The sequence below is a fragment of the Mesorhizobium sp. B2-5-7 genome (genome assembly GCF_006440875.1).
Classification (GTDB): Bacteria; Pseudomonadota; Alphaproteobacteria; order Rhizobiales; family Rhizobiaceae; genus Mesorhizobium; species Mesorhizobium australicum.
In genome coordinates this window covers 104,736-121,037 of the sequence record NZ_VFUO01000003.1, presented here as the reverse complement: position 1 = coordinate 121,037, position 16,302 = coordinate 104,736, and the positions used below count along the sequence as shown (strand labels likewise).

Annotated in this window: 17 protein-coding genes; 3 read left to right on the top strand and 14 right to left on the bottom strand. The window is 64.0% G+C overall.

Annotated features, from left to right (window positions below):
- Positions 1–119 precede the first annotated feature (119 nt).
- On the bottom strand, positions 120–2,027 hold the full coding sequence (locus FJ543_RS14435) for a propionyl-CoA synthetase (protein WP_140875666.1): 1,908 nt from the start codon (positions 2,025–2,027) through the stop codon (positions 120–122).
- A 761-nt stretch (positions 2,028–2,788) separates the two neighbouring features.
- Between FJ543_RS14435 and FJ543_RS14430 the strand changes: the two genes are divergently transcribed.
- Genes FJ543_RS14430 through FJ543_RS14420 form a run of 3 tightly spaced genes read left to right on the top strand, consistent with a single transcriptional unit; the run spans position 2,789 to position 4,511 of the window.
- Entirely contained in the window at positions 2,789–3,091 is a 303-nt protein-coding gene (locus FJ543_RS14430; protein WP_140660516.1) for a PqqD family protein, read from the top strand.
- Positions 3,091–3,528 carry a lasso peptide biosynthesis B2 protein gene (locus tag FJ543_RS14425; protein WP_140614927.1) on the top strand — a complete coding sequence of 146 codons (438 nt, stop codon included), beginning with the start codon at positions 3,091–3,093 and terminating at the stop codon, positions 3,526–3,528. Before FJ543_RS14430 ends, FJ543_RS14425 begins: the two co-directional genes overlap by 1 nt.
- Positions 3,525–4,511: a serine kinase gene (locus tag FJ543_RS14420; protein ID WP_140875664.1), complete on the top strand. Its 987-nt coding sequence runs from the start codon at positions 3,525–3,527 to the stop codon at positions 4,509–4,511. Before FJ543_RS14425 ends, FJ543_RS14420 begins: the two co-directional genes overlap by 4 nt.
- 8 nt (positions 4,512–4,519) lie before the next feature.
- On the opposite strand, the gene FJ543_RS14415 is transcribed toward FJ543_RS14420, so the two are convergent.
- The 13 genes from FJ543_RS14415 to FJ543_RS14355 all read right to left on the bottom strand — a co-directional run bounded on the left by FJ543_RS14415 (position 4,520) and on the right by FJ543_RS14355 (position 16,214).
- Positions 4,520–5,542, bottom strand: a complete 1,023-nt coding sequence (locus FJ543_RS14415) for a nucleotidyltransferase family protein (RefSeq protein ID WP_181173981.1) — start codon at positions 5,540–5,542, stop codon at positions 4,520–4,522.
- A 70-nt stretch (positions 5,543–5,612) separates the two neighbouring features.
- Positions 5,613–6,599, bottom strand: coding sequence for a dihydroxyacetone kinase subunit DhaK (gene dhaK, locus FJ543_RS14410; protein WP_140875663.1), 987 nt, complete (start codon positions 6,597–6,599; stop codon positions 5,613–5,615).
- 38 nt (positions 6,600–6,637) lie between these two features.
- Entirely contained in the window at positions 6,638–7,060 is a 423-nt protein-coding gene (locus FJ543_RS14405) for a hypothetical protein (protein ID WP_140660519.1), read from the bottom strand.
- A gap of 2 nt (positions 7,061–7,062) precedes the next feature.
- Entirely contained in the window at positions 7,063–8,637 is a 1,575-nt protein-coding gene (ptsP, locus tag FJ543_RS14400) for a phosphoenolpyruvate--protein phosphotransferase (RefSeq protein WP_140875661.1), read from the bottom strand.
- Positions 8,638–8,678: 41 nt separating this feature from the next.
- Positions 8,679–8,981 carry an HPr family phosphocarrier protein gene (locus FJ543_RS14395; RefSeq protein WP_015314199.1) on the bottom strand — a complete coding sequence of 101 codons (303 nt, stop codon included), beginning with the start codon at positions 8,979–8,981 and terminating at the stop codon, positions 8,679–8,681.
- 21 nt (positions 8,982–9,002) lie between these two features.
- A complete protein-coding gene (gene dhaM / locus FJ543_RS14390) occupies positions 9,003–9,392 on the bottom strand; it encodes a dihydroxyacetone kinase phosphoryl donor subunit DhaM (RefSeq protein ID WP_015314198.1) in 390 nt (129 codons plus the stop codon).
- The gene (gene dhaL, locus FJ543_RS14385; protein WP_041163578.1) at positions 9,389–9,991 is read right to left on the bottom strand and encodes a dihydroxyacetone kinase subunit DhaL; all 603 of its coding nucleotides are present in this window, start codon (positions 9,989–9,991) and stop codon (positions 9,389–9,391) included. Before dhaL ends, dhaM begins: the two co-directional genes overlap by 4 nt.
- A 72-nt stretch (positions 9,992–10,063) precedes the next feature.
- Positions 10,064–11,707 (bottom strand): dihydroxyacetone kinase subunit DhaK, encoded by a 1,644-nt coding sequence (locus tag FJ543_RS14380; RefSeq protein ID WP_140875660.1) that lies wholly within the window; start codon positions 11,705–11,707, stop codon positions 10,064–10,066.
- Positions 11,708–11,777: 70 nt separating this feature from the next.
- Positions 11,778–12,791: an ABC transporter ATP-binding protein gene (locus FJ543_RS14375; protein WP_140723247.1), complete on the bottom strand. Its 1,014-nt coding sequence runs from the start codon at positions 12,789–12,791 to the stop codon at positions 11,778–11,780.
- Positions 12,784–13,896 carry an ABC transporter ATP-binding protein gene (locus FJ543_RS14370; RefSeq protein WP_140875658.1) on the bottom strand — a complete coding sequence of 371 codons (1,113 nt, stop codon included), beginning with the start codon at positions 13,894–13,896 and terminating at the stop codon, positions 12,784–12,786. Before FJ543_RS14370 ends, FJ543_RS14375 begins: the two co-directional genes overlap by 8 nt.
- Positions 13,897–13,898: 2 nt before the next feature.
- Positions 13,899–14,102, bottom strand: a complete 204-nt coding sequence (locus tag FJ543_RS14365; protein WP_140660525.1) for a hypothetical protein — start codon at positions 14,100–14,102, stop codon at positions 13,899–13,901.
- Between the two features lie 217 nt (positions 14,103–14,319).
- Positions 14,320–15,270, bottom strand: coding sequence for a carbohydrate ABC transporter permease (locus tag FJ543_RS14360; RefSeq protein ID WP_140660526.1), 951 nt, complete (start codon positions 15,268–15,270; stop codon positions 14,320–14,322).
- Positions 15,267–16,214, bottom strand: a complete 948-nt coding sequence (locus FJ543_RS14355; RefSeq protein WP_041163577.1) for a sugar ABC transporter permease — start codon at positions 16,212–16,214, stop codon at positions 15,267–15,269. Before FJ543_RS14355 ends, FJ543_RS14360 begins: the two co-directional genes overlap by 4 nt.
- Positions 16,215–16,302 lie beyond the last annotated feature (88 nt).

Below are 16,302 nucleotides of genomic sequence, written 5' to 3'. Positions count from 1 at the left end.
GGAACTGTAGGGCGGAATGTTGCATCGCACAATCTACGATTGCGCCCAGCGGTCATCACAAAGTTCGCCGCGTCGCAACATCGCGCAACGGTAGCTCCAGTCAGGTCCGGCAGTGCTCCTTAGACGCCGATTCCGCGCTCCGTCAGGGCAGCGGTGATCTCATCGAGGATGGCGGGGTCGTCGATGGTTGCAGGCATCGTCCACGCTTCCTTGTCGGCGATCTTCTGCATGGTGCCGCGCAGGATCTTGCCCGAGCGCGTCTTGGGTAGGCGCTTGATCGTCACCACGGTCTTGAAGGCGGCCACCGGGCCGATGCGCTCGCGCACCAGCGCGACGACCTCCTTCTCGATGGCGGCGCCGTCGCGCGCGACACCGGCGTTCAGCACCACGAAGCCGAGCGGAATCTGGCCCTTCATCGCATCGGCGATGCCGACGACGGCGCATTCGGCGACATCGGGATGGGCGGCCAGCACCTCTTCCATGGCGCCCGTCGACAATCGGTGGCCGGCAACGTTGATGATATCGTCGGTGCGGGCCATCACGTAGAGATACCCGTCCTCGTCGATCATGCCGGCATCGGCCGTCTTGTAGAAGCCGGGGAACTCATCGAGATAGGCCTGGCGGAAGCGGGCATCGGCGTTCCACAGGGTCGGCAGGCAGCCCGCCGGCAGCGGCAGCTTGACCACGACATTGCCAAGCGTGCCGCGCGGCACCTCATGGCCGGCATCGTCGAGCACGCGGATGTCGTAGCCGGGCATCGGTACCCCGGGCGAGCCGTACTTCACCGGCAGCAGGCCGAGCCCGGCGGGGTTGATGGTCATCGGCGATCCGGTCTCGGTCTGCCACCAATGATCGACCACCGGCACGTTCAGCTTCTGCTCCGCCCATTTGATGGTTTCGGGGTCGGCGCGTTCGCCGGCCAGAAACAGGGTGCGGAATTTCGACAGATCATATTTCGGCACGAACTCGCCTTTGGGATCCTGCCCCTTGATGGCGCGGAAGGCAGTCGGCGCGGTGAACAACGCAACCACGCCATGTTCCGCGATAACGCGCCAGTAGGTGCCGGCGTCGGGCGTGCCGATCGGCTTGCCTTCGAACAGGATGCTGGTGCAGCCATGCAGCAGCGGGCCGTAGACGATGTAGGAATGGCCGACCACCCAACCGACATCGGACGCCGCCCAGAACACTTCCCCGGGCTTCACGCCGAACTCGTTTTCCATCGTCCATTTCAGCGCCACCATGTGGCCGCCATTGTCGCGAACGATGCCCTTGGGCTGGCCGGTCGTGCCTGATGTGTAGATGATGTAGAGTGGATCGGTGGCAAGCACCGGAACGCAGTCGACATTGGCGCCGGCCGCCCGCTCCCGCGCGACCGCGTCCGCATAGTCGATGTCGTAGTTTTCCCTGAGCTCGCAGCGCAACTGGTCGCGCTGCAGGATCAGGCAGGCGTCCGGCTTGTGGCGGGATATCTCTATCGCCTTGTCGAGCAGCGGCTTGTAGGCGACGACGCGGCCGGGTTCCAGGCCGCAGGACGCCGAGATGATCAGCTTCGGCCTGGCGTCGTCGATGCGGGTGGCGAGCTCATGCGAGGCAAAACCACCGAAGACGACCGAATGCACGGCGCCGATGCGGGCGCAGGCGAGCATGGCGATGGCCGCTTCCGCCACCATCGGCATGTAGATGATGACGCGGTCACCCTTGCCGACGCCGCGGTTCTTTAACACCGAGGTCAGCGCCACCACCTCGCGCTTCAGTTCGGCATAGGTGAACTTTTTCACCGTGCCGGTGATGGCGCTGTCGTATATCAGCGCGATCTGGTCGGCCCGCCCGCCGGCGACATGCCGGTCAAGGGCATTGTAGCAGGTGTTGCAGGTCGCGCCGGTGAACCAGCGGCCGTAGACGCCGGCGGTGGCATCGAACACCCTGTTCCAGGGCGAATACCAGTCGATGGCGCCGGCCGCGTCGGCCCAGAATTTTTCCGGGTCGCGTTTCCAGCCGTCATAGATCTCGTGATAGCGTGAAGCCATCCGTACCCTCCCGGAAACCATTTGCCGTCTTTGCAAACAGCCTATGCTGTTTTTTCCGGCGCTGTCTTCCCTGATTTTCGTTTGAACCGGTCTTGTCCTGACCGGGATGCCCGCTGTCCGACGATATCGAGCGAGAGGATGTGAGCGCATGCGCCATCAATGGTCGATCGAGGCCAGGCTCGAGGAACCGTCCGACCTCCTACAGCCTGTCGGATCCTGTGAACACCGGCCGGCAAGCCGGCGGTGATCGTCGTGCTGGTGCAGCGCTTCAGCCAGGGCTTTTTTAAGGGTGCGATCGCCGCTTCATAGCGGTGACCGAACAACCCGCTGAACAATTCGTCGATTGCCGTCTAACAAGCCGGATTCGTTGGGCGAATGTCGACGGCGCTAGATCGGCAAGGCCACCAGCATGAGACCGACGCCGCCGAAGATCAAAATGGCTGTCGCCAGAGCTTTTCGATGACGTTCGAAAGTCGGAGCTCGCTCCCAATTGTAACGCATACGCTATCTCCCCAAGACCCGGGGAGTTCTTACCTTATCTCAGGGAAGAAAAGCAACGGTGCCGCCGGTCAGCATGCTTGCCTGGCGCGCCTTTCCGGCGACTATTTCTGGGACGATTTTCGACTCTGGATGGATGTTGCGGCCTCACGAGAGTATGTCCGCAAAATAAAGCCACGCGAGCCATCCCGGCCGACCAATAGACAGCGCCCCACCACCGCGCTATCTCATTTCCGGGTTTTGCATGGCTTTTGGGGTTCGTTATGGAAATTGCCTCTGGAACGGTTCTGCGACTGGCGGACGATGCCTCGGTTCAGCATGTCGGCGACGGCGCGGTGGTGCTTTTGGCGCGCAGCGGCCAGCTTTATACCTGCAACGGGACGACCGAAGCCTTTCTCGACAAGGTGGATGGCGTGCGCAGCCTCGGCCAGATCGTCGGCCTGCTTTGCGAGGAGTTCGAAATCGACAAGGGCACGCTTGACGAGGACATGGCGGCGCTGGCCAGCGATCTGGTCTCGGAAGGCATTCTCGCTGCTCCAGGCTTGATGGCTGAAGGCACCGCTTGATGGTGGACGGTCCTCTCCTGCGCGCCTTGTTCCGCTGTCATCTCTGGGCAAGCGCGCGGCTGATGCCAATTCTCATTGCCAATCGCAGCTTCGAGGACGTGCTGAAATGGGCGCCGCTCGCCTCGCCGGCGCCCTATCGCGGCCTGCCTGCCCCCTACATTGTCGCCCGCGTCAACCGTGCCGTGCGTCATCCCTGGCTGATGCGTGACCGCAGATGCTTGCGGGAGGGCTTGCTCGGCCATCGCTTCCTGCGCCTTGCCGGTTTCGATCCGCAGCTGCGTTTCGGCGTCGATCCGAAGTCGCTGCAAGCGTCGCGGCTGGCGGCGCATTGCTGGGTGTGCCTGGACGGCAAGCCGGTGGTCAGTGACAGCCTTCCCGGCATGGTCGAGATCTACCGTCACCCCGCCACCGCCGCCACGAAGGTGCGCTCCGCTTGACCAGACCTTCAGTATTCTATGACCTCAATGGCCAGATCCTCGGCATATCGGCCGAGCGGCCCGGCCTGTGGCAGGATTTCGACGGGATGCTGGGCACCTTGCGTGTCACAGGTCCCGTCGAGCCGGATTTTCGTCTCGAGATCACAGAGGCGGACGTTCTGGACGAAGCGCCCGGCGGATCGCTCGTCTTCGAGGGCGAGATACCGGAGGACGGCTACTGCCGGATGATCGCGGATGGCGGCACGGTCCATCTCGTCTTTCCCGAACGCCAAGCCGTTGTCGTCAATGACGAGGAGGGTTGGGCCGAACTCCGGGTTCGCCCCGGTGCGAAGGCCGCCTGGACGCCATCGATGCTGGTGTTGGACGCAGCACTCGACGCAGGCGGCCAGCATATGCTGCACACGGCCGGGCTGACGCTGCCGGGCCGCGACGCCGTCGTGCTGGTCCATGCCCCGAGCGGCACCGGCAAGACCACCACATCGCTGGCCTTGGCAACGCAAGGATTCGGCCTGTGCTCCGACGACGCCATGATCCTGAATCTCGCTTCCCCCACGCCTGCCGCCTGGGGTTTGCCGCGCCATGTCAAGATCCATGAGAAGACCGCGCGGATGATCCCGCTTATGGCGCCATGCCTCGGTCTGTCATGGGACCGCAATGGCGAACAGGCTGTTTCGCTGGAAAAGCTGAGTGGGATCGTAAAAATCGAAAGTCCGACCGCCCGTCCGGTCGCAGCGCTCCTGCATCTTGCGCGATCCGGCGACGAAGAGACCCGGCTCGCGCCCATGGCCCGGACCGACGCGATGGTGGCGCTGGCGATGGACAATGTCCGCACCGGCGCGACCGGTCTGCTGCCGCTGCAGAAGCGCAGGTTGGCGGCGATCCGTGGACTGGTGTCGTCGGTGCCGACCTTTACCCTGGAAGTAGGCGTGCGTCCGGCCGATGCGGCGGCGCTGATAAGCGCTACGTTGGCATCACTGGACTGACGGTCCGCTCAAGCGGCGTATGGCCTGGCCTTGGCCAGCCGCTGGATCCAGCGAAAGGCATCGCGGCGTAGCCGCGAGCCGATCTTCTCCCGGGAATTGACCCTGAGCAGCGTGTTGGTCGTGATCAGCTTCTTGGCCAGTCGGATCGACAGGTCGGGCTTTATTCGCCCGGCGAGTGCCAGCGCATGCGGTTCGTCGAACAGCCGCCCGGTTACGTTGAGCACGATCGCAAGTTCGAGTTCGATGCCGGTCATGCGCGCGGCGTCAAGCAGGCGGGTTTCCGAAACCGGGGATTGCAGCGCCCTCACACCTTGCAGCACGTCGACGCAAAGCTGCAGACGGTGGAATTTGTGGCCGCCGGCGGCATGCACGATGGCGATCGTCAGAAGGGCGGCCGGCGTATCCGTCGCGCCGCCATCGATGATGCCAAGCTCGCGAAAACCCAGCGACAGGCGCCGCCGCATGCCGGTGTCGTGCACAAGGTCGCCATGCAACTCGACCAGCAGGCTGGAATTCTCCTTTTCCAGCCATTTGAATTCCTGCAGCCGGTAAGATTCGGCCTCGTTGCTGGCAAGCTCGAAGCCGCATGCCGCAATCACCCGGTTTGCCCGCGCAAGGTCGGCGGGCTCGACCAGGATGTCGATGTCGGTGAAAGGCCGGTCGGATACATTGCGGTAGAGTTTTCGTGCGAAGACCGGCCCCTTGACGATCCGCGCCGGAATGCCTTCCGCCGCCATTCCCTTCATGATGCGGTCGCCATGGTACTGAAGCAGCATCGACTGGCCGGTGGCGATCGTCGCCCTCTGGCGCAGGTCGTCGAGTTTGTCTCGCAAACCAGTATCCGACGGCAGGTGCGCATCGCCACGCTCCCCGAGCTTGCGCAGCATGATCGGGAGGACGCCGTGGAATTCGACATTGTCGAGCAGGGCAGACAGGGCCTTCGCCGATAAATTCTCCCCGACCGCCACAGCCTCCGGATCGGCGAAGCGCAGCAGCAGTTTTTCTTCAGCTGGAGTAAGAGACGGCAGCATCGATCCGGACAAATCCATCGTTATGTGGATTGTCCGGAATGGTCGCAGAAAAGCACGGCTGAAGCCAGCCTTACACGCCCCAGCGCAGCGCGGCGGTGTGGACAGGTGCGTCCCACCATTCCGTCAGTTCGTCGTCGAGCAGGCTCAGCGTGATCGAGCAGCCGGCCATGTCGAGCGAGGTGACATAGGTGCCGACCAGCGACCGGGTAACCGTCACGCCATGTTGCTCGAAAATCCGGCGGGCGCTGTTGTACATCAGATAGAGCTCCATCAGCGGCGTGCCGCCGAAGCCGTTGACGAACAGCAGCGCGGGTCCTTTCGCCCTGTCGTCGAGATCGCCCAGGATCGCAGCGCAGATTTCTTCGACAATTGCATCGGCGCTTTTCAGCCTGTCGCGCCGGCGGCCGGGCTCGCCATGGATGCCGACGCCGAATTCCATCTCGCCTTCGCCGATGTCGAAGGTCGGTTTGCCGGCAGCCGGCACGGTGCCGCTGGTCAATGCCACGCCCATCGAGCGGGTGGCGTCGTTGACGCGGTCACCCAGCGTCTTCAACGCAGGCAACGCCACCCCGTGCTCGGCGGCGGCGCCAACGATCTTTTCCACCACCAGCGTGCCCGCCACGCCGCGCCGCCCGGTTGTGTAGGACGAATTCTCGACGGCGACGTCGTCATTGGTGACGACCTGCAGCACGCCATCGGACATCTCCGCAGCCATCTCGAAGTTCATCACGTCGCCTTCGTAGTTCTTGACGATGAACAGGCAGCCGGCGCCGGTGTCGACGGCTTGCGCGGCCGCCAGCATCTGATCCGGTGTCGGCGAGGTGAACACCTGGCCAGGACAGGCGGCGTCCAGCATGCCACGGCCGACAAAGCCGCCATGCAGCGGCTCGTGGCCGGAGCCGCCGCCGGAGATCAGCGCCACCTTGCCCGGCTTGAGCATCTTGCGGCGGATGAATTTGTGCTCCTCGCCAAGCACAAGGATGTCGGCATGGGCGGCCGCGAAACCGTCGAGGCTCTCGGTCAGTACCGTGTCCACCGAGTTCATGAATTTCTTCACGGCCGTCTCCTCCCGAAATAGCCTGCATCAAGGGTCGTTCAGCCGCTCTTGCCGGTGATGCTGGTGACCTTCTGGATGAATTCGTTGATCGCTCGGTCGAGCGCCGCATTCTGCTTGTCGTCGCCGAAATCCGGCACGATGAGCGAAACGTGCCTTGTCTTGCGCGCGCCCGAGGCGACCGAGATCTTCCCGGGATGTGCCTGGTGATAGGCGGCAAGAAACTGGTCCCGCTCGGCCTGGCTGAAATGGCAGACGGAAAAGATGGCCGGCAGATGTTTCGACGGAATGGGAATCGAGTAGCTCGGGCTCGAAATCTGCGTGACGAAGCTGCGGTGCTTGCCAAGCGCATCGGCGAGCCGCTGGCGCATGCCGGACGGCCGCTGGTCGATAACCTGCGACAGGATCGTCTTGTAGGCGCGGATCGCTTCTTCGGAACCGGGTTCGGGTTTGATGTCGGCCATGCCTAGACCGGAACGTCGGCTATGGCCGCCTTGGCCATGGCGAGTTGCGCCGGCGCCACGGAAAGATCGCGCAGACCGGCTTCCAGCAGAGAGGGAATCGAGGCGGGGTCGCCGCCGGCATCGCCGCACAGGCTGACGGCGATCCCGGTCTCCCGTCCAAAGGCCGCGACCGAGGCGATCAGCCTCAACACCGCAGGATGGCGGACTGAATTCAGGTGTGCCACAGCGGCATTGTCGCGGGCGGCCGCCATCACATATTGCGTCAGATCGTTGGAACCGATCGACAGGAAGGCGACGCCGGTAAACGCCTCCGGCGCGATGGCCACCGAAGGCACTTCGACCATGATGCCGAGCGGCGGCATCTTGTGCGCGATGCCGCGCGCGGCAAGGGCTACCCGCTCCTCGGCGAACAGGGCGGCGGCGCTCTCATACTCTGCTGATGTGGCGATCATCGGAAACATGATTTTGAGATTGCCGTGTGGCGCGGCGCGCAGCAATGCCCTGATTTGAATCCGGAATATATCGGGCCTGGCCAGCGACAGCCTGATGCCGCGCAGGCCAAGGAATGGATTGCCTTCCTCGACGGTGAAGCCTGGCACCGGCTTGTCGCCGCCGGCATCGACGGTACGGATCGTCACCGGCTTTTCGCCGGCCCATTCCAGCACCTTGCGATAGGCACGATACTGCGTCTCCTCATCCGGCAGCGTTTTGCCGAACAGGAATTCGGTGCGCATCAGGCCGACGCCGTCGCAGGTCGCGATGTCGATGGCATCGACATCCCTAGGATCGGCGATGTTGACCCGTACGCGCACCGCCGTGCCGGTTTTTGTCAGGGCCGGCCGCGCCAGAAAAGTCCGTGCCTTACCCTGGCCGGCGGTGAAGGAAGAGGATGACTGCCGGAACGAGCCGATCTCGGCCGGCGAGGGCGCCAGGACGATATTGCCGTGCTCCGCGTCGAGCAGTGCCATGTCGGCAACGGCGGTGAGCGGCTCGCGCAGGCCCACGACCATCGGCACGCCACGCGAGCGCGCCAGCATGGCGACATGGCTGGCGGTGCTGCCTGCCTTCAGAGCGATGCCGCCGCCATGGCTCCAGTCGGTTTCGAGAAAGCGCGTCGGCGCGATGTCCTCGCCGTAGAGGATGGCGCCGGACGGCGCGGCTTGGTCACTGTCCTCGGTCAGGGCACGCAGAACCTGGTCCCTGATATCCCGAAGGTCCGTGGCGCGGGCGCGGAAATAATCCTGGTCCGAAGCCTCGTAGCCGGCGATCTCGGCATCGAGTGCCTGCCGCCAGGCCGTGTCGGCGGGTGTTCCGGAAGCGATCGATGCGAAGGCCGGCCCGCTCAGCGCGTCGTCTTCCAGCATGGCGATGTGGAATTCGAGTATGTCGGCCGCATCTTTCTCGGCGGTTCCGACCATGGCCACGAGCCGGTTCACCGCCTTGCCGATCGCGGCCTGCAGGGACGTCCTCTCCTCGACGGAGCTTGCCTTGCTAACGTAAATGCCCGCGGGCTGGCCGAGGTCGAACAGAGGTCCCTCGGCATAGCCGGCCGAGGCAGGAACACCCTCAATACGCATGGCACGCGTTCCCAGCGGGTGAGCGCAGGCGCGGATCGGCCTCAAGCCGAGCGGACATGGCCGGCGTCCTCGTCGAAATCGCGCTGCACCAGTTCGACCAGCGCCCGGATAGCATCATCGGCGCCATCGCCGTTGGCCCTGATGTGCAGCACCGTGCCCTTCGGCGCCTTGGCCGCCATCACTTTGACGATGCTTTTTGCATCGAACCATGGGCCGTTGGCGGCGAGTGCAATCTCCACCTCGGCGGCAAAGCTCTTGGCCAGCTTGGTGAACTTCACCGAAGGACGCGCATGCAGGCCCACATCGTGGGTGATCAGGACGGTCGCTTCGGCGGTTGCGGACATATCTTCAAAAATCCCGTTCGCTCACGATGGCGACAATTCGTGCGCCGTCGCCACCACTTCCCGGAGCGAGGCGCCGCCGGATGCTTCGGTCGCCGCCATCACCGCGCCCTCGACGATCGGCGCGTTGCAGACGATGATTTTGTGCGCACGCGGCTCGCCGATCAATTCCACCGCCATTTCCGAATTGGTCTCGGCGCCGCCGAGATCGACAAGAATGGCGACGCCGGCGTCCGACCAGGCCTTGTCGATGGCGCCCATGATCGCCTCGACATTGGTGCCGAGCCCGCCATGGCCGTTTCCGCCGCACCACGCAAGCGGCACCTCGTCGCCGACCATTTGGCGTACCATGTCGGCCGTGCCCTCGGCGACTAGCGGCGAATGCGATACGATCACGATCCCGACATTGCTCATGCCTTGCCCCCGATGATTTGCGCCAGCGTGCGCACCAGCAGCGCGGTCGAGCGCGCGCCGGCATCCATATGGCCGATCGAGCGGTCTCCGAGGAACGAGGCGCGGCCGCGCAGTGCCTTCATCGGCACGGTGGCTTCGGCCGCGGCGTCGGCGACGTTGGCTATTTCAGCCGCCGTCCTTCCCCCGGCCAAGGCATCATGCACCGGCCGCAGCACATCGAGCATGGTTTTTTGTCCTACCTGCGACTTGCCGCGCGCGGCCACCGCTTCGATCGCCTTGCCGAAGGCAACCGACAGATTGGCGCGGTCGGGTTCCGCCGAAATCTCCTTGCCGAGCGCCATGAACAGCGTGCCGAACAGCGGGCCGGAAGCGCCGCCCACCGTCATCACCAGCTTGGTGCCAATTGCCTTCAGGGCGTCCGGCAGCGGCTTCGCGGCGAACACGTCGGCCTCGGCCCGTACGGCGTCGAAGCCGCGCTTCATGTTCAGCCCGTGGTCGCCGTCGCCGATCGCCTGGTCGAGCGCGGTCAATTCCTCGGCGTGCGCGGCAATCGCATCCGCGGCGGCCGTGATAAGCCTCGAAAGGTCCAGCGCCGTCATGTCGCCCGAATTCCCGGTTTGCACCTTGCCGGCAGTAGCGAAAGAACGGTCGTTCGACAACTGGTGCATGCGTCAGGCCGTGACAAGCAGTGTGGCGGCGGCCGCGAACACCTCTGCCACGGCATGAGCACCCGGATCGACCACGCCCTGCAATCCGGCACCGACATAGGCGGACCGCCCGGCTTTTGCCTTCTCCATGGCCGCGGTGGCCTCCGCACCGCGCCGGGCTGCTGTCGCCGCGTCGCCAAGGCCGTTGCCGTCGAGGGCCTTCAAGGCCGGCTCCAGCGCATCGACCATGGTGCGATCGCCGGGTTTGGCGCCACCGTAGAAGGTCATGCGTTCAAGCCCGGCGAGCAGGGCCTTGGGCACACTGGCGCCAGCGTCCAGGGCCCGTCCGGCCGCCGTGAAAAAGATCGACAGCAGCACCCCGCTGGAGCCGCCCATCGATGCGCTCAATATGTCGCCCACTGCACCTAGGGTCGCCGCGGGGTCGGCAAGCGGCAGCGTGTCGAGCCGATCAAGAACGCTTCGTGCGCCGGTCGCCACCGTCGAGCCGGTGTCGCCGTCGCCCGCCTTGGCGTCCAGTCCGTTCAATGCCGCTTCGAGCGAAATCAGCTTCTCGCAGACCGTGACGATCAGGCGCCTGGTGCCGGCATCCCGGCTGGCCCTGTGTGCCACGCTTTGTCCGGCTGCTTTCGCCATCGGTACGACAGCGGGCGCAACGAGCGGCTTGGCGGGCATCCAGGCGTGCGGGCCGACCGGCGCCAGCAAGGCGGCCTCGCGTGCCGCATCGAGCCGGATCAGCGACAGCGAGAACCCGTTCATGTTGAGTGCCGTCATCAACGATCCGGGACCGATTGTGAACTTCACTGTCTTTGCCAGCGGTGAGGCAAGCACCGCATTGGCAACCAGCGACATTTCGAGCGGCGGCACGGAGCCGAGATTGTTGATCAGCAAGGCATGATCGGCCTTCGTGTCGAGCCGCCCCGCGAGGCGCTCCGCCATGACAGCCACCAGCTTGTCGGCACTCTGCACCGCGATGCGCTCGACGCCCGGCTCACCGTGGATGCCGAGGCCGAGCTCGCCATCGTTTTCGCCAAACCTGTCCTCGTGCGGCTGGCCGGGAATGGAGCAGGACGACAACGACATTCCGAGCGAGATGATATCCTTTGCCGCCGCACGCGCGGCCGCCGCGACGGATACCAGGTCCTTGCCGGCTTCCGACAGGTGGCCTGATATCTTGTGCACGAATAATGTGCCGGCAACGCCGCGCGGCTGGGTGATGTCGGGCAGCGCGATGTCGTCGGCGACGATCACCATCTCGACGGCAAAACCTTCGGCGCGCGCCTTCTCGGCAGCGAGGCCGAAATTGAGCCGGTCGCCGGTGTAGTTCTTGACGATCAGCAGGCAACCGGCCGGTCCGGTGACCGCGCGAATGGCCGCCAGCACCGCTTCGACGCTCGGCGAGGCGAAGATCTCGCCCGAAACCGCCGCCGTCAGCATGCCCTTGCCGACGAAGCCGGCATGCGACGGCTCGTGCCCGGCCCCGCCGCCGGAGACGACGGCAACCTTGGACTTGTCCCAATCGGCGCGCAGCACGACCTTGATCTCGGGATACCCGTCGAGGCGCGCGAGGTCGCCTGAGCCAATGGTGCGCAACAGGCCGTCCAGGGCCTCGGTGACGATCGTTTCCCTGCGGTTGAAAAAGTTCTTCATCGAATTCGTCCCGTATTCGCAATCTTCAATCAGAAGCCGGCGTCGCCTTGGCGGGGGGCGCCGAAACCGCTCACATCAGTCGTTGTCCGTCGGCGCCGAAATAGAGCGGCGAGCGGTAGCGGATCACCACCTTGTCGCCTTGCGCCAGATCGGTGTCGGGATCGGTCAGCGTCACCAGCTTCTTCGGCCCCACCGTCACGTGCAGATGGTTCTGGTCGCCGAGATGCTCGACCCAGTCGACGACGCCATCAGCATGGCCATTCACGGCCTTCTCGATCGCCAGGTGCTCGGTGCGCGCGCCGATTGTCCTGGTGCCGGCCGGCGCGCCGCCATCGGGAAGCAGCCCAGTCGGCAAAAGATTGATCGCCGGCTGGCCGAGCCTTGCAGCGACATGCAGATTTGCCGGTTCCGAATAAATGGTTCGTGGTGAACCGATCTGCACCAGCACGCCGTCGGCGAGGATGCCGATCCGATCGGCCATGGTCATCGCCTCGATCTGGTCGTGCGTGACGTAGAGCATGGTGGCACCGAGCTCGGACTGGATGCGCTTCAATTCGAGCCTGAGATCCGCGCGCAGCTTGGCGTCGAGCGACGACAGCGGCTCGTCCATCAGGTAGATGGAAGGCTTGCGCACCAGCGCGCGGCCGATGGCGACACGCTGCATTTCGCCACCCGACAATTTGGTCGAACGGTTGGCAAGCTTGTGATGGATGCGCACCATCTTCGCGACCTCCTCGACCCGGCGGCGGATTTGGTCTTCCGGTATTTTCCGCGCCGGCGAGCGCAGTGGGAAGGCGAGGTTGTCGAACACCGACAGATGCGGATAGAGCGAATATTGCTGGAAGACGAAGGCGGTGTCGCGCTCGGCCGGTGACAGGGTCGTGGCATTGTGGCCGCCGATCTCGATCGTGCCTGCATCCGGCCGTTCCAGCCCTGCAATCAGCCGCAGTGTGGTCGTCTTGCCGGCGCCGGTCGGCCCCAAGAGCACGACGAATTCGCCGTCCGATATATGCAGGTCGAGCCCGCTGACGGCGACATGGTCGCCGAAGCTTTTGGTCACGCCTTTGATGTGCACGTCAGCCATGCTGCGCTCTCCCCAACGACGCTGTGTCGTGGATCGCCGTTCTCACCGCGCGCCCGGAGCCTTGTTCGAACAGCGACAGCCGCGCGCCGTTCAGAGTCAGGCCGACATGGTCGCCAGCATTGAGCCGGATTTCGGCCGGCACCCGCGCCTTGATGATGCCGTCCGCCGTTTCCACCGCGACGATCTGGGTGGTGCCGAGATATTCGGTGCCGTATATGGCGCCGCGCAGCTTGGATGCATCGTCGAAGCGGATATGTTCGGGGCGAATGCCGAGAGCCATGTCGGCAGGCGCTACGTCCTCGCGCACCTCTGGCACTGCCACTGTCGCCCCCTGGACGACCACCTCCTTCGCGCCTTTTGTGAGTCCGCCGCCAAACTTCAAAAAATTCATCGGCGGCGAGCCGATGAAGTCGGCCACGAACATGGTAGCGGGGCGGTCGTAGATTTCGCGGGGGCTGCCGAACTGCTCGATGACGCCATGGTTCATCACTGCGATCTTGTCGGCCATCGACATGGCTTCCATTTGGTCATGCGTGACGTACACGGTCGTCGCGTGGATGCGGTTGTGCAGTTCGCGCAGCTCATGGACCATTAGGTCACGGAATTCAGTGTCGAGCGTGCCGAGTGGCTCGTCCATCAGGAAGCATTTCGGCCGCCTCACGATGGCGCGGCCGAGCGCGACGCGCTGGCGGTCGCCGCCGGCAAGACCGGATACGGATTTGTTGAGCAGATGGTCGATGCGCAGAAGCTTCGCCGTCTCCTCGACGCGGGTGCGGATCTCGGCCGAGGGCATGCCTTGCGCCAAGAGCGGAAAACCGATGTTCTTGCGCACATTCATGTGCGGATAGAGCGCGAACAGCTGGAAGACGAATGCGATGTCGCGCTCGCGGGCCCTGAGCATGGTGACGTCGTCGCCGCCGAGCAGGATCTGGCCGCCGGTCGGCAGTTCGAGCCCGGCGATCATTCTCAGTGTCGTCGTCTTGCCGCAGCCCGATGGCCCCAGCATGACGAAGAACTCGCCGTCCTCGACGACGAAGTTGGAACCCTGGACGGCGACGAAATCGCCGAAGGCCTTTCTCAGATGTTGGACGCGAATTTCGGCCATGATTATTCCGGGAACTTCGAGACGATGATGAACATCACCGTGCCGGCGAGCATGGTGATGAAGGAATAGGTATAGAGCGACAGCGCGAAGGGCTGGAACAGCATCAGGAAGCCGATGGCGATCAGCGCCGTGGCAATGTTTTCCATCAACCCGCGCCTGGCCCAGCGGGGCCAGCGCGATTTCCTGGAGATGGCGGGGCGCCTCATGCGTAGCTTCCTCCCTTTTCCCCGTTCAAAGGGAGAGATGGTTGCCAGGTGGTTCCCCCACTCCGTCGCTGCTCCGCAGCGCCACCTCTCGCCCCTCCGGGGGGAGAGGAAGGGAGCCTGGCTGAATCAAGTTCGCGCCCTTCCTCTACCCCGTCGATCGGGGGAGAGGTGTCGAGCGAAGCTCGACGGAGTGGGGGGCGACTTATTCCCACACTAATCATTTGCGCACCGCACCGAAGGTGATGCCGCGCAGCAATTGCTTGCGGAGCAGGATGGTGAAGACCAGGATTGGAACCAGGAAGATCGTCGTGCCGGCCGCCACGGCCGGCCAGTCCTGGCCGCCTTCGCCTATGATGGTCGGGATGAAGGGCGGCGCTGTTTGTGCCGTGCCGGAAGTCAGCAGTGCGGCGAAGGCATATTCGTTCCAGGCGAAGATCAGGCAGAAAATGGCCGTCGCGGCAATGCCGGTGGTCGCCTGCGGCAGCACGGTGCGCCAGAAGGCCTGCAGCCGCGTGTAGCCGTCGATCATCGCCGCCTCCTCATATTCGCGCGGAATCTCGTCGATGAAGCCCTTGAGCAGCCACACCGCGAGCGACACGTTGACCGCCGTGTAGAGCAGGATCATGCCGAGGGCGGTGTCCGACAGGCCAAGCTCGCGGTACATCAGGTAGATGGGAATGGCGACCGCGATCGGCGGCATGAAGCGTGTCGACAGGATGAAGAACAGAAGGTCGTCGGCGAGCGGCACCTTGAAGCGCGAGAAGCCGTAGGCCGACAATGTGCCGAGAAAGACGGCGCAGAAGGTCGAGCCGAAGGCGATGATCAGCGAATTGACGAAGCGCGGCAGGAAGTTGGATGGTCCGGCGATCACCATGTTGCGCTTGCGCACGGTCTCGTCGCAGAAGCCCGTCGCCGGTCCGAGCGAGTTGATATATTCAGGCGTCTGCCTGGTGCGCGTCGTGAACAGGTTGCAGTAGCCCTCGATGCTCGGCTGGAACACGATCTTGGGCGGATAGGCGATCGAATCCGGCGGCGTCTTGAAGCTGGTGGCGAAGATCCACAAGAGCGGCACGATCGAGATCAGCGCGTAGGCGATGATGATGGCGCCGGCGATGCGCTTCGAATTCGACGAGGGCGCGACGACCGAATGGGCTGTGGTCAGGCTCATCTCTGCTTCACCTTGTTGAGCGCCTTGACGTAGATGTTGGCGAGACCGAACACCGCGACGAACAGGATGATGGCGAAGGCAGAGGAATAGCCGGTACGCCAGCTCTCGAATGCCTGCCGTTTCAGCGTGATCGAGGCGACTTCGGTGGTCGAGCCCGGCCCGCCGCCGGTGAGCAGGTTGACCATGTCGAACATCTTGAAGTTCTCGATGCCGCGAAACAGCACCGCCAGCATGATGAAGGGCAGCGCCATCGGCAGCGTGATCGACCAGAACTGCCGCCAGTTGGAGGCGCGGTCGACCTCGGCCGCTTCATAAATATATTCGGGGATCGAGCGCAGGCCCGCGAGGCAGATCAGCATCACGTAGGGCGTCCACATCCAGGTATCGACGATGATGATCGACCACGGCGCCAGCGAGACGTTGGAAAGCATCTGGATGCTTGTCGGCGGAATGCCCGACACGAACGAGATGACATAGGAAAACAGGCCGATCTGCGGCTCGTAGAGGAAGCGCCAGAAATTACCGACCACCGCCGGCGACAGCATCATCGGCACCAGGATCAGCGTCGTCCAGAAAGCGTGGCCGCGAAACTTGCGGTCGATCAGCCAGGCCAGCGTGAAGCCGATCAGCGTCTGCAACAGGATGGTCCAGAACACGAAATGCGCCGTCGTCTGCATGGCGATCCAGATGTCCTGGTCGCCAAGGATGCGCTGGTAATTGGCGAAGCCGAGGTTCTTCACCACCTCGTTTGGCCGGTTCGCGCGAAAATTGGTGAACGACAGGTAGATCGCCCAGAACAGCGGGAAGATGTTGATGGCGAGCAGCAACAGGATCGTCGGCGAGATGAACAGCCAGGCGAGGCCCTTGTCGCTGATGCCCCGGACCTTGCGGGCCAAAGGTTCCGGGGTCGCCCGGGCAACGGTCTCCGCGGTCCGATTGAGCATGGTCAGTCCTGCTTCGGTCACTTCGTTCGTCTCTGTCATGGAATTTATCTGAACCGCGTCCCGTGCCAAGGGCGGCACGGGACGCGGC